This is a genomic window from Pseudomonas sp. GW822-FHT01E03, assembly GCF_058802985.1.
Genome location: NZ_JBXAOQ010000002.1, coordinates 158400 through 170315 on the forward strand (window position 1 = coordinate 158400; position 11916 = coordinate 170315).

The following is an 11916-nucleotide window of genomic DNA, read 5'->3' on the forward strand; positions in this document are numbered from 1 at the left end:
TCATTGGGATGTGAGCAAAGGCGGGCGGCGCAGCAAGCCGTGCACCGGCCCAAACACCACGGACAACAGATATCCACCGCCGGCCACCAGCACGATTGCCGGGCCACTGGGCAGCGAGTAATAGAATGAGATCAATAAACCGAGCCATACCGAGAGGCTGCCGAGCACGGCGGCGACGACGATCAGTATTGGAAGGCGGCGACTCCAGAAACGTGCCGCGGCGGCAGGCAACATCATCAGGCCGACTACCATCAACGCGCCGATCGCCTGGAAGCCGATGACCAGATTCAACACCACCAGCGTCAGGAATACGCCGTGGGCCAGTGGGCCGAGTCGGCTGACGGTTTGCAGAAAAAGCGGGTCGAGGGTGTCGAGCAGCAGTGGTTTGTAGATCAGTGCCATGACCATCAGGCTCAGGCCCGAGACCCAAAGCATGCCGGTCAAGGTCGGGCCGTCGACTGCCAGCGCGGAACCAAACAGCAGGTGCAACAGGTCCAGGCGTTTGCCGGCGATGCCGAGAATCAGCACGCCACCGGCCAGGGAAATCGGGTAGATCGCCGCAAGGCTGGCGTCCTCTCGCAGGCCGGTGCGTCGCGTAATCCAGGCTGCGAGGCCTGCCATGCTCAGGCCCGCGCCGAGGCCACCGATGGTCAGCGCAGGGAGGCTCAACCCGGCAAACCAGAAACCTAACGCCGCACCGGGGAGGATGCCGTGGGCGACGGCATCACCGATCAGGCTCATGCGTCTGAGGATCAGAAATACCCCCAGGGGCGCCGTGCTGCATGCCAGGACCAATCCACCGAGAAGCGCTCGGCGCATGAACACGAATTCGTGGAACGGTTGCCAGAGATGCGCGGCAGCGATCATCAGGCCACCTGCGATTGAGGTTGTTGGCGGATCAGTTCGGCGCTCGGGCCGAATACACAACCGCTGCTTTTGATCAGCAATGTATGTGGGATGTGCTCGCGAACAGCGGCGAGGTCATGGCACACGACCACCAGTGTCCGGCCGTCGAGGCGCCAATCGTGTATGTGTTTCCAGAGCAATGCCTGACCGAGCTCATCGAGGGCCGCGTGGGGTTCATCGAGCAACAGCACGGGTGCGTCTGTCAGGCTCAATCGGGCGAGCAGGGCGCGTTGCAATTCGCCGCCGGAAAGGGCCATCAAGGGTCGATCTTCCAGGCCATTCAGGCACCAGTTTTCGAGGACGGTTGCCAGTCGTTGGCTACGGATTACCGGTGATTGTTTGTTGCCCCAGAAACCGGCGGCGACCAATGCCTGAAGGCTGATCGGAAATTGCCTGTCCAAGTGTTGTTGCTGGGGCAGGAACGACACACCGCCCTTGAGTGGAACATCCAGTCGAACCTTTCCGGCCAACGGTTTTTGCAAGCCGGCGATGACCTTCAGCAGGCTGCTTTTCCCGGAGCCGTTCGCACCGATGATGGCGGTCAGGCTGCCCTTCGACAGTTCGAAGTCCAGCGCTGGCGTCAGTGGCTGCCCCGGTGCGCCCCAGCGCAAGGCGTGGCAACCGATCATGCGACCTCCCAGTTGAAACGGCTTTCGGCTACGGCGTCGTGGGCGTGCAGGCTTTCGGCGTGGATCACACGAATGTGGAAGGCGTTAATGCCCGTGGAGCGCTTCAGGGCCAGATTCAAGCGGCGTGCGGCGTCCTCGCAGAACATCAGGTTCTGACCATTGGCGAGGGCGAAGGCCTGTTCGTCGGCGCGTTTTACCGCTGTTTGAACGGCTGTGCCGAGTGCGGCTTCGGCGTCATTGATGACGGCGATCAGAGGCAACTCGTCTAAAAAATCAGCCAGCCGTACGCGCAACTTTGCGCTGCTGCGTTGGCTGTGAGGTGTGGCGACGATGCCATTCGTGGAGCCGAGCCACGCTAAAACGTCGGCGTGTTGCAGTGGCTTGTTGGCGAAATCATCGACGAACCGCTGCTGAATCAACTGTCGAGAAAGAGCAGCAGAACACGGGCAGGTTGAGGAATAAGGCACCTCGATTTTTAGTTCCACGTGGAACATTGCGTTTTTCAAACGTGCTTCGATGCTGACCGGATAGCTTTTCCAGCCAGCCAATGGACTGATTAGTGCGGGCCTTTTCAGCAACAAATCGGCGTGAAGGGTCAAGTGGGCGCTGCTGGACAGCCCTTCATGGCTCTCAAGAAAACGCTGCAAAACCCGCCGCAATAAAGCCGCTGAAAGGCTTTCCTGTTCCAACAATTCAAGTGCCAGATAGAGCCGTGACATGTGAATGCCACGCGCGTTGCCATCGTCGAGGCTCACGCCGGCATCGGCCTTTGCATTCAGTCGTTGGCCCTCAAACAAAACGGGAAGAGCAATGCCGCACATGCCCACCCACTCCAGTGGCAGGGCTTGGCGTGAGGCCTGCGCGGCGATATCCGGCAGAGTCAGCGCATTCATGAGCAGGTCCATCGTGGGAGTTGATTTATAATGTTATATCATAACAAAAAAATCGACGATGCCTTTTTCATGAACAGGTTTTCATCATGCACAGACGTCATTTTCCTGGCAGCAAGAGCAGAAAAACAAGCCGGCCTAACAGCCAGCGATCCGGCTGCAGGTGAACCTGGCGCTGCTGCCGCCGGAGCTGGAAAACCGGTTGATCGTGGTCCAGCCGACGCGCCGGTTGTAGCCAACCCAGGTCTCGCCGTCGGAAGCGATACCGGTGAAAAACGTAAGCTGGCCGTAGCGGCTGTTGGTCTGTGCCCAATAGCGTTTTCCGGCCACTTCAAAACCCCGCAAATAGATCGTGCTTCCGGCGGTATTGACGCTGTAGGCGTTGCCATCCGCATCCACGCAGGCCAGCAGGTTGGCGCTGCGAGTGCACTTGGCCAGGCTCGGGACCTGTGCCATCGCGTCGGCAGCCACCAGCAGGGAGAGCATGATCAATGCGGGTTTAAGGGTGTTGCGCATGGGTTTTCTCACGAGGGTCGCGGCGTTCAGCATCCTGTCGTTCGCCCTGCTGAGCAAGAGGGGATGGTTTATTTGTGTTGTTACAGTATAACATTATGTAAGCCCGACACAGCGACCGGGCATCCCTGTGAGGAATATGCAGATGTCCAATCGACTCCCCGTGACCGTTCTCTCCGGCTTTCTTGGTGCCGGAAAAAGTACACTTCTTAATTACATACTACGTAATCGCGATGGCTTGCGGGTTGCAGTCATCGTCAACGATATGAGCGAAATCAACGTCGATGGCACCGAAGTCCAGCGCGATGTCAGCCTTAATCGCGCTGAAGAACGGTTAGTGGAAATGAGTAACGGGTGTATTTGCTGTACGTTACGTGAAGATTTGCTGGAGGAAGTGAGCCAACTCGCCAGGGAGGGTCGCTTCGACTACCTGCTGATCGAGTCCACCGGTATTTCCGAACCGCTGCCGGTGGCGGAAACCTTCACCTTCCGCGATGAAAACGGCCAGAGCCTCAACGACATCGCACGTCTGGACACCATGGTCACGGTGGTCGATGGCATGAACTTCCTGCTCGATTACCAGGCTGCCGATAGCCTGGCTTCCCGAGGAGAAACACTAGGGGAGGAAGACGAACGTTCGATTACCGATCTGTTGATTGAGCAGGTCGAGTTCGCCGATGTGATTTTGCTCAGCAAGATCGACTTGATCAGCAGCCACCAGCGTGAGGAGTTGATCGCCATACTTGAACGGCTCAACGCCAGGGCGGAAATCATTGCGATGTCGATGGGTGAAATCCCCTTGAACAAGATTCTCAACACCGGTCGTTTTGACTTCGAAAAGGCTGCCCAGGCACCGGGATGGTTGCAGGAGCTGCGCGGCGAACATGTGCCGGAAACCGAAGAATACGGCATTGCTTCCAGTGCTTACCGGGCTCGCCGACCGTTCCATCCACAGCGTTTCTTCAACTTCATCGACGGTCCTTGGGACAACGGCAAACTGCTGCGCTCCAAGGGCTTTTTCTGGCTGGCGAGCAAGCACATGGATGCCGGCAGCTGGTCTCAGGCCGGTGGTTTGATGCGCTACGGCTTCGCCGGACGCTGGTGGCGTTTCGTACCGAAAAACCAATGGCCGCAAGACGAAGAAAGTACCGCCGGGATCATGAAAAACTGGACCGCTGACAGCGGGGACTGTCGTCAGGAACTGGTTTTCATCGGCCAGAACATCGACTTCACGCAGCTTGCGGCCGAGCTGGACGCATGCCTGCTGACCGATGAGGAAATGGCGCTGGGCGTAGAGGGCTGGCATTTGCTGCCTGATCCATTCGGCCCTTGGTACGAAGAGGCTGCCTGATCCTCTGCTGGCGCTTCAGGGCCTGATCCAGGCGCCTTGGTTCTGGGCCTCGCAGTACGGCTGCAAATACGCCGCGTCGGTGGCAACGCCGTAATAGTGAATATCCTGTCGGTAGGGCATATTGGCGACTTGGGCGTTGCTGCAGATACCAAATGCGCCACCGGGACATTGATCGACATACTGCACATCGACGTTCTGCCCAGCCAGGTTCGGTTGGCAGAAACCATCGGCGAAGAGTTTTGGCGGGATGTTGCGGTTCTGCTGGCAAACCTGGACATCAAGCCGCTCGCCTTGGCTATGAACCACACAAGCCTGGGCCAGCGCTTCGCCTGAAACGAGTGCCAGGAGCAATGCCAAGCCAATCAACCGCATCCATCACCTCCTCAGAAATCATCAACCATGCTGCAGAATATCCCCACTCATGTCATTGCCGGCCCCTTGGGTGCCGGCAAGACCAGCCTGATCAAGCACCTGCTGGCCCAGCGCCCGGCTGGCGAGCGGTGGGCGGTGTTGATCAACGAGTTTGGCCAGATCGGTCTCGACGCTGCGCTACTGACCCAGGACGCCGATGGTATCGCACTGGGGGAAGTGGCCGGGGGCTGCTTGTGTTGCGTCAACGGTGCGCCGTTTCAGATTGGTCTTGGGCGCTTGTTGCGCAAGGCACAACCGGATCGGCTGTTCATCGAACCCTCGGGGCTGGGGCATCCGGCGCAGTTGCTCAGGCAATTGAGCGAAGCGCCGTGGCAAGGCGTGTTGGCTGTCCAGCCTTGTGTGCTGGTGTTGGATGCCCAGTCGCTCGCCGCGGGCAAACCGCTGCCGGATGTTCAACAGCAAGCGCTGGGCCATGCGGGATTATTACTGTTGAACAAGTCTGAAGGGCTCGAAGAAGAAAGCCGCCAGCGAATCACCGGGCAATTGCCGCCGCTCCCCCTGCACTGGACGCAGCAGGCGGCTTTACCCTTGAGCGAGTTGCCGGGGCTGAATGCCAAAGCGCTGGCAGGTGTGGATAACTTCGTCTTGCCCAAGGGATTGGCGCAGCTGCCGGCGGTCTGGAGTGATCCCGCGTTGCCCATTTGCTTGAGTCAGGAACAGGACGGAGGCTGGAGCATCGGATGGCGTTGGCACCCAAGCCAGGTGTTTGATGCCGCTCTGGTTGGCCGGTGGCTTGACTGCCTTGGCTGGAAGCGGGCGAAGCTGGTTATCCACAGCGCCCACGGGTGGGTCTCGGCGAACGCTGTGGATAACTCGGTGCTGGACTGGCAGCCCAGTGAATGGCGGCAGGATTCGCGTATCGAGCTGATTTTCAGTGAAACGCAGAATGCAGAACGACTGCAGCGTGAGCTGGCAGCATGTCGATCCGGATCGGGTTAATGACTCAAGGTCGCCACTTGGTGTGTTCCTGACGCCACTGGCTCAGCTCGATCACTTCAGCGCGAGGTTTCGCCACTTCGACCACCGGTTCGGTTTCGTCGAACGGGACCGGGTAGGGCGCCAGCTCAATCTGTGCGCTGTGAGCGCCGAACTGGGTGATGGTACCGTTGTGGCGGGTTTCGCCCGTCACGGTGAACTCGAAGTTATACACACGGGCCAGGCGTCGCCGACCACTGGCATCCCTGATGAATGCGATTCTTTTCAAGGCCACGTTGCCGTCGAGCAATTCGATCCCGAGTTTGCCGCAATGCTGCTTGACCCGCTCCAGCGCGCGCTCGCGCAAGCCGTGGTTGTGCCATAGCCATGCGCCGGCAGTGGCGAACAGCATCAGCACGAATATATTTCCAAGGGTCAGCATCAACAGGGTGCTCCAACAAGATAGTGTCAGCTTAACTGTGTCGCTGGTCTGTCGTACAGGCTGCGTTTAGTCGCATACTGCGCGGCTAGAATTTCAATCGTTTTACGGAAATCCACCGCATGAAACGTACACCGCATTTGCTCGCTATCCAGTCCCACGTGGTATTCGGTCACGCCGGCAACAGTGCCGCGGTTTTCCCGATGCAACGGGTCGGGGTGAATGTCTGGCCGCTCAACACCGTGCAGTTCTCCAATCACACCCAGTACGGTCAGTGGGCCGGTGAAGTGTTGGCGCCGCACCAGATACCTGACCTGGTCGAGGGCATCGCGGCGATTGGCGAGCTGGGCAACTGCGATGCGGTGCTCTCCGGTTACCTCGGCAGTGCGGCCCAGGGCCGGGCGATCCTGACGGGGGTGGAGCGGATCAAGTCGATGAACCCCAAGGCGCTGTACCTGTGTGACCCGGTCATGGGGCATCCGGAGAAGGGCTGCAGTGTTCCGGCGGAGGTCAGTGATTTTCTGCTGGAGGAGGCCGCCGCCGTGGCGGACTTCATGTGCCCGAACCAGCTGGAGCTGGACAGCTTCTCCGGACGCAAGCCGCAATCGCTGTTCGATTGCCTGGCAATGGCGCGTGCATTGCTGGTGCGCGGTCCGAAAGCGGTGCTGGTCAAGCATCTGGACTACCCAGGCAAGTCTGCTGAGGTCTTCGAGATGCTGCTGGTGACGGCCGAAGGCAGCTGGCATTTGCAGCGCCCGTTGCTGGCGTTCCCGCGTCAGCCGGTGGGCGTGGGCGATCTGACGTCCGGCCTGTTCCTGGCGCGTGTGCTGCTGGGCGACAGCCTGGTGGCCGCGTTCGAGTTCACGGCATCGGCGGTGCATGAAGTGCTGCTGGAAACCCAGGCTTGTGCCAGCTACGAGTTGGAACTGGTTCGGGCTCAGGACCGGATTGCCCATCCGCGGGTGCGGTTCGAGGCGACCTCGATCAGCCTTTGATTCTGCGTTGCCCCCATTCGCGAGCAGGCTCCCACATTTGATCTTCGGTATTGCATAGATCCAGTGTGGGAGCGGGCTTGCTCGCGAATGGCTATCTAACGAACACCATCAGCCTGACAGACCAGCTCAGGCGTCGCCCTTGATTTCCTGATAGCGCTTTTCCAGCTCCTGACGAATCTGCCGACGCTGCTGGGCCTGCATATAGCGGCGCTTGTCTTCGCTGTTCTGCGGTTGCAGCGGTGGTACCGATGCAGGTTTACGCTGCTCATCCACCGCGACCATGGTGAAGAAGCAACTGTTGGTATGGCGCACCGAGCGTTCGCGGATGTTCTCGGTCACCACTTTGATGCCCACCTCCATGGAGGTGTTGCCGGTGTAGTTGACCGAGGCCAGGAAGGTCACCAGTTCGCCGACATGGATCGGCTCACGGAAAATGACCTGATCCACCGACAAGGTCACCACATAGCGGCCGGCATAACGGCTGGCGCAGGCGTAGGCCACTTCGTCGAGGTATTTGAGCAGGGTGCCGCCGTGAACATTGCCAGAGAAATTGGCCATGTCGGGGGTCATCAATACCGTCATCGACAGCTGGGCGTTTCCGGGTTCCATAGCATTCTCACGGGTCAAGGCCAGGTTTGAGGGATGCACCTCTGCGGGTGCCTCGGCGGTTTTTTTTCAAACCAACAGTTATCGGGACGCCGGGTGCCGGGTCGCCGTCACGCCGGATCGATCTGTTTCCATATATTGCACCGCCTTTCTGCCAGAAGTCGCGGTGTTACCCTGCAAAAAAGCCCCGCCTCAAGGGCATTTCCTACGTGCAATTCCGATTTTTGTTCTGCTCGATCAGACTTTTCCTGCGTCCGGGGATCGAGCAATACCACCCAGGGAGTCTCACGCCATGCATGCCATCAGTTTCATTCAGGATCTGGCAGTGATCATGTTGATCGCAGGCGTGGTCACCGTGGTCTTCCATCGCCTGAAACAACCGGTGGTACTGGGATACATCGTCGCCGGTTTCATCATTGGCCCGCACACCCCGCCATTCGGCCTGATCCACGACGAAGAAACCATCAAGACCCTGGCCGAGCTCGGTGTGATATTCCTGATGTTCTGCCTGGGCCTGGAGTTCAGTCTGCGCAAGTTGTTCAAGGTCGGTGCCACGGCATTCATCGCGGCATTCCTGGAAATCGTGCTGATGATCTGGATCGGCTACGAGATCGGTCGCTGGTTCGACTGGAACACCATGGATTCACTGTTCCTCGGCGCGATCCTGGCGATTTCCTCAACCACCATCATCGTCAAGGCGCTCAATGATCTGAAGCTGAAGAACGAGCGGTTTGCCCAGTTGATATTCGGAGTGCTGATCGTCGAAGACATTCTGGGCATCGGCATCATCGCGCTGCTGTCCAGCATCGCGGTCAGCGGTACGGTCAGCTCCGGCGAAGTGTTTTCCACGGTCGGCAAGCTGTCGCTGTTCATGATCGTCGCCTTGGTCATTGGCATCCTGATGGTGCCGCGGTTGCTGGCCTACGTCGCCAGATTCGAAAGCAACGAAATGCTGCTGATCACGGTGCTGGGCCTGTGTTTTGGTTTCTGCCTGCTGGTGGTCAAGCTTGAATACAGCATGGTCCTCGGTGCATTCCTGATCGGCGCGATCATGGCGGAATCCCGGCAACTGCTGAAAATCGAGCGCTTGATTGAACCGGTTCGCGATCTTTTCAGTGCGATTTTCTTTGTGGCCATCGGGCTGATGCTCGATCCGGCGATCCTGCTTCAGTACGCCTGGCCAATCGCGGTAATCACCGTAGCCGTGGTGCTCGGCAAGATGTTGTCCTGCGGCCTTGGTGCATTTATCGCCGGCAATGACGGACGTACCTCGCTGCGAGTCGGGATGGGTCTTTCACAGATTGGCGAATTCTCTTTCATCATCGCGGCACTGGGCATGACGTTGCAGGTCACCAGTAACTTTTTATACCCCGTGGCTGTGGCGGTTTCGGTGATCACGACCCTGCTGACGCCTTATCTGATCCGTGCAGCCGATCCATTGTCGATCAAGCTCGCCAGCGCGATGCCAGAACGCTTGGGGCGGGTGCTGGGGATGTATGGCGAATGGCTGCGCAGCATCCAGCCGCAGGGTGAGGGTGCGTTACTGGCATCCATGATTCGCAGGATCTTGCTGCAGGTGGGCGTCAATCTGGCGCTGGTGATCGCGATCTTTTTTTCGGGCGCTTACTTCGCCGAACGCATGTCGGCTTACCTGCAAGGCTGGATCAGTGATCCGAGCTGGCAAAAGGCGTTGATCTGGGGCGGGGCGCTGTTGTTATCGCTGCCTTTTTTGATTGCGGCGTACCGCAAGCTAAAGGCGCTGTCGATGTTGCTCGCGGAAATGGGCGTGAAACCGGAGATGGCCGGGCGCCACACGCAGCGAGTGCGCCGGGTGATCGCCGAAGTGATCCCGATCCTGTCGCTGCTGGTGATCTTTTTTCTGCTGGCAGCCTTGTCGGCCAGTATTCTGCCGACCAACAAGTTGCTGGTACTGATCGCCGTGGTCGCGGCCGCCGTGGCGGCGCTGTTGTGGCGCTGGTTCATTCGTGTGCATACGCGGATGCAGGTGGCGTTGCTGGAAACCCTCGACAATCACAAGGAGTCGTCCGGGCATTGACCACCCCGCGGCGTTGACTGGATCAGCTTTCCAGCCAGACGTCCCGTGCCCAGTGCCAAACCGACTCCCAGGTCTCTTCGGCGATCAGTTCTTCTTCGGCCTGCCAAAGCACCACGGTGCCGTCTTCTTCGACACAATAGTAGTCATCACCGTCCTGGCAGATCGGGATCAGGCTGCGATCGACGCCGGCGTCCCAGGCGTTGGCGGCAACGTCGGGCAGGTAGGTGTGGGATTGCGGGTCGGTCACGGTGACCGGTTCCAGGCTGCCGTAGACCACATCGCTGACGGTCAGCAGAAACTCTCTGAAGACGAACGGAATGTCGATGAACAGTTGTTCTTCGATTTCGACCAGCAGGTCTTCGTCGGGCAACTCCAAGGGGACCGGTACCGGTTCGTTGGCTTCACGCAGTTGTTCGATGATTTCTTCCACGTCCGGGATCCTCTTGCTTGTATGGCGCGGTTTATATGGGGCGGTTTATACAGTAGCTTGCTATAGATGCAACCGCGAAATAGAAAACCCCGGCCTGGGCCGGGGTTTTGTTTACAACAAGTGAAACGCGGAGGGTGATCAGCCGTTCTGGCGGATACCGGCCACCAGCCAAGGCTGGTTTTCGCCCTGTGCACGTTCCATGTTCCAGCTTTCGCTGAAGACTTCGCCCTGGTCGAAACGCGAGGTTTTCGACAGGCCAGTGAAGGTCAGGGTGGCGATGGTCTTGTCGGCGCGATCGTCCACACCGTCCAGCTGTACATTGAGGTTATCGATGTAGGTGGACTGGAAGCCGTCGCCCAGGTCAGCACGCTCACGCTTGAGGAACTCCAGCATTTGCGGGGTCACGAACTCGGCGATCTTGTCCATTTCGTTGGCGTCCCAGTGCTGTTGCAGGGACTGGAAGTGATTGCGTGCCGCTTCGACGAAGTTTCCTTCGTTGAACCAGGCTGGCGCGTTGATCACCGGGCGAGCGGCAACAGGCGCTGCCGAACCACCGAAGATCGAACCGCCGGCAGGCTTTTGTTCGAACGCCTCACGTTGCATCGGCGCGTGGCCGGCCGGAGCGTACTGCTCCTGCTGCTTGCGACGACGGGCGGCGATAAAGCGGAAGACCAGGAACGCAATGACGGCCATGATCAGGATGTCGAAGATCTGCATGCCCTGGAAGCCGTCACCCATGAACATGGATGCGAGCAGGCCACCGGCCGCGATACCGGCCAGTGGGCCGAGCCAGCGCGAAGCGCCACCGGCCTTGGCAGCAGCGCCAGCGGCACCGGCAGCACCAGCGGTCGCCGCAGCGCCGCCCATGCCTGGAGAAGAAGGAGCCATCTGGCTGGTCTGGTGAGTCGGCGCAGCGCCTGCGCTTTTGCCACCACCGAAGCGCTTGGCGGCATTGACGTCGAGACTCATCGTCAGGCCGATGCACAACGCCATGGCGATGCTAAGAAAACGTTTCATAAAGGGAATTCCCATTTGTGGAAGGCACGCGCGCCATGTTGCACAGGTGAAGTGTTGCTGGCTAGCGGCAGAGTGTTTCGGGCTTTTGCCTGACAGGTCGTGTTCAGCTCCAGTCAGTGCAATAAGGCCTTTTGACTTTGATCTGTCAGATGAGCGGACAGGGCTTGTAGGACGCTTGCCTAGCGTCGCAGGGCAAGCATGACCACTCCGGCCGTGATCAGGCCTATTCCGCCCCATTGGCGCAAGTCGAGTTTTTCACCCAGCAGGACAACGCCAAGGACAGCCACCAGCACCACGCTGAGTTTGTCCACTGGAGCAACCAGTGACGCCGGACCGACCTTGAGTGCGCGGAAATAGCAGATCCACGATGCACCGGTGGCAAGGCCCGACAACATCAGGAACAGGTAGCTCTTCGCAGAGATCGATCCCAAGGACTGATATTGGCCCGTGGCGTACAAAATCAAGGCCAGGCTGACCAATACCACCATCGTACGCAGCAGGGTGGCGAAGTCGGAGTTGACGTTTTCGATGCCGACTTTCGCGAAAATGGCGGTCATTGCCGCGAATGCCGCGGATAACAGGGCCCAGAATGTCCAGGAGGAAAAAAAGCCTGAGCCCATGTGTTTGCGTCTCCCGGATCAGTCAAGGCCAGCGCAGAACCCTGTGGGAGTGAGCTTGCTCGCGATGACGGACTGACAACCAGAAATAATGTCGACTGATCTACCGCTATCGCGAGC

Annotated in this window: 14 protein-coding genes; 4 read left to right on the top strand and 10 right to left on the bottom strand. The window is 59.0% G+C overall.

Features of this window, described 5'->3' with window-relative positions; all coding sequences use genetic code 11:
- From AC1RP7_RS03935 to AC1RP7_RS03950, 4 genes are all read right to left on the bottom strand, one after another.
- Complete coding sequence (locus AC1RP7_RS03935) at window positions 1-867, bottom strand: metal ABC transporter permease (protein WP_493181433.1); 867 nt, start codon at window positions 865-867, stop codon at window positions 1-3.
- On the bottom strand, window positions 867-1535 hold the full coding sequence (locus tag AC1RP7_RS03940) for a metal ABC transporter ATP-binding protein (RefSeq protein ID WP_493181432.1): 669 nt from the start codon (window positions 1533-1535) through the stop codon (window positions 867-869). Before AC1RP7_RS03940 ends, AC1RP7_RS03935 begins: the two co-directional genes overlap by 1 nt.
- Window positions 1532-2428, bottom strand: a complete 897-nt coding sequence (folE2, locus tag AC1RP7_RS03945; protein ID WP_429521701.1) for a GTP cyclohydrolase FolE2 — start codon at window positions 2426-2428, stop codon at window positions 1532-1534. The genes AC1RP7_RS03940 and folE2 overlap by 4 nt, the downstream gene beginning before the upstream one ends.
- A gap of 135 nt (window positions 2429-2563) precedes the next feature.
- The gene (locus AC1RP7_RS03950) at window positions 2564-2941 is read right to left on the bottom strand and encodes a glutamine synthetase (protein ID WP_493181431.1); all 378 of its coding nucleotides are present in this window, start codon (window positions 2939-2941) and stop codon (window positions 2564-2566) included.
- A 142-nt stretch (window positions 2942-3083) separates the two neighbouring features.
- Here AC1RP7_RS03950 and zigA point away from each other — a divergent pair, with 142 nt between their 5' ends.
- Window positions 3084-4289, top strand: coding sequence for a zinc metallochaperone GTPase ZigA (gene zigA, locus AC1RP7_RS03955; RefSeq protein WP_090452228.1), 1206 nt, complete (start codon window positions 3084-3086; stop codon window positions 4287-4289).
- Between the two features lie 15 nt (window positions 4290-4304).
- Here zigA and AC1RP7_RS03960 read toward each other — a convergent pair whose 3' ends face one another.
- Window positions 4305-4661 carry an NADH:ubiquinone oxidoreductase gene (locus tag AC1RP7_RS03960; RefSeq protein WP_090452227.1) on the bottom strand — a complete coding sequence of 119 codons (357 nt, stop codon included), beginning with the start codon at window positions 4659-4661 and terminating at the stop codon, window positions 4305-4307.
- Between the two features lie 27 nt (window positions 4662-4688).
- On the opposite strand from AC1RP7_RS03960, the gene AC1RP7_RS03965 reads away from it, so the two are divergent.
- The gene (locus AC1RP7_RS03965) at window positions 4689-5660 is read left to right on the top strand and encodes a CobW family GTP-binding protein (protein WP_090452225.1); all 972 of its coding nucleotides are present in this window, start codon (window positions 4689-4691) and stop codon (window positions 5658-5660) included.
- 4 nt (window positions 5661-5664) lie between these two features.
- Here AC1RP7_RS03965 and AC1RP7_RS03970 read toward each other — a convergent pair whose 3' ends face one another.
- The gene (locus AC1RP7_RS03970) at window positions 5665-6078 is read right to left on the bottom strand and encodes a DUF3301 domain-containing protein (RefSeq protein ID WP_057712694.1); all 414 of its coding nucleotides are present in this window, start codon (window positions 6076-6078) and stop codon (window positions 5665-5667) included.
- A gap of 119 nt (window positions 6079-6197) precedes the next feature.
- Between AC1RP7_RS03970 and pdxY the strand changes: the two genes are divergently transcribed.
- Complete coding sequence (gene pdxY, locus AC1RP7_RS03975; protein WP_057712695.1) at window positions 6198-7070, top strand: pyridoxal kinase PdxY; 873 nt, start codon at window positions 6198-6200, stop codon at window positions 7068-7070.
- A 126-nt stretch (window positions 7071-7196) separates the two neighbouring features.
- Here pdxY and AC1RP7_RS03980 read toward each other — a convergent pair whose 3' ends face one another.
- Window positions 7197-7679 (bottom strand): acyl-CoA thioesterase, encoded by a 483-nt coding sequence (locus tag AC1RP7_RS03980; RefSeq protein ID WP_057712696.1) that lies wholly within the window; start codon window positions 7677-7679, stop codon window positions 7197-7199.
- Window positions 7680-7968: 289 nt separating this feature from the next.
- Between AC1RP7_RS03980 and AC1RP7_RS03985 the strand changes: the two genes are divergently transcribed.
- Entirely contained in the window at window positions 7969-9732 is a 1764-nt protein-coding gene (locus AC1RP7_RS03985) for a cation:proton antiporter (RefSeq protein WP_057712697.1), read from the top strand.
- A 22-nt stretch (window positions 9733-9754) separates the two neighbouring features.
- Here AC1RP7_RS03985 and AC1RP7_RS03990 read toward each other — a convergent pair whose 3' ends face one another.
- From AC1RP7_RS03990 to AC1RP7_RS04000, 3 genes are all read right to left on the bottom strand, one after another.
- Window positions 9755-10162: an SMI1/KNR4 family protein gene (locus AC1RP7_RS03990; RefSeq protein ID WP_003187120.1), complete on the bottom strand. Its 408-nt coding sequence runs from the start codon at window positions 10160-10162 to the stop codon at window positions 9755-9757.
- A gap of 138 nt (window positions 10163-10300) precedes the next feature.
- Window positions 10301-11179 carry a Tim44 domain-containing protein gene (locus AC1RP7_RS03995; protein ID WP_057712698.1) on the bottom strand — a complete coding sequence of 293 codons (879 nt, stop codon included), beginning with the start codon at window positions 11177-11179 and terminating at the stop codon, window positions 10301-10303.
- 179 nt (window positions 11180-11358) lie between these two features.
- Window positions 11359-11799 (bottom strand): EamA family transporter, encoded by a 441-nt coding sequence (locus AC1RP7_RS04000; protein WP_057712699.1) that lies wholly within the window; start codon window positions 11797-11799, stop codon window positions 11359-11361.
- Window positions 11800-11916 lie beyond the last annotated feature (117 nt).

Coding starts and splice junctions, on each gene's coding strand:
- AC1RP7_RS03980 (WP_057712696.1), bottom strand. CDS start 7,679: ATGGAACCCGGAAACGCCCAGCTGTCGATGACGGTATTGATGACCCCC.
- AC1RP7_RS03970 (WP_057712694.1), bottom strand. CDS start 6,078: ATGCTGACCCTTGGAAATATATTCGTGCTGATGCTGTTCGCCACTGCC.
- AC1RP7_RS04000 (WP_057712699.1), bottom strand. CDS start 11,799: ATGGGCTCAGGCTTTTTTTCCTCCTGGACATTCTGGGCCCTGTTATCC.
- AC1RP7_RS03985 (WP_057712697.1), top strand. CDS start 7,969: ATGCATGCCATCAGTTTCATTCAGGATCTGGCAGTGATCATGTTGATC.
- AC1RP7_RS03965 (WP_090452225.1), top strand. CDS start 4,689: ATGCTGCAGAATATCCCCACTCATGTCATTGCCGGCCCCTTGGGTGCC.
- pdxY (WP_057712695.1), top strand. CDS start 6,198: ATGAAACGTACACCGCATTTGCTCGCTATCCAGTCCCACGTGGTATTC.
- AC1RP7_RS03995 (WP_057712698.1), bottom strand. CDS start 11,179: ATGAAACGTTTTCTTAGCATCGCCATGGCGTTGTGCATCGGCCTGACG.
- zigA (WP_090452228.1), top strand. CDS start 3,084: ATGTCCAATCGACTCCCCGTGACCGTTCTCTCCGGCTTTCTTGGTGCC.
- AC1RP7_RS03940 (WP_493181432.1), bottom strand. CDS start 1,535: ATGATCGGTTGCCACGCCTTGCGCTGGGGCGCACCGGGGCAGCCACTG.
- AC1RP7_RS03935 (WP_493181433.1), bottom strand. CDS start 867: ATGATCGCTGCCGCGCATCTCTGGCAACCGTTCCACGAATTCGTGTTC.
- folE2 (WP_429521701.1), bottom strand. CDS start 2,428: ATGAATGCGCTGACTCTGCCGGATATCGCCGCGCAGGCCTCACGCCAA.
- AC1RP7_RS03960 (WP_090452227.1), bottom strand. CDS start 4,661: ATGCGGTTGATTGGCTTGGCATTGCTCCTGGCACTCGTTTCAGGCGAA.
- AC1RP7_RS03950 (WP_493181431.1), bottom strand. CDS start 2,941: ATGCGCAACACCCTTAAACCCGCATTGATCATGCTCTCCCTGCTGGTG.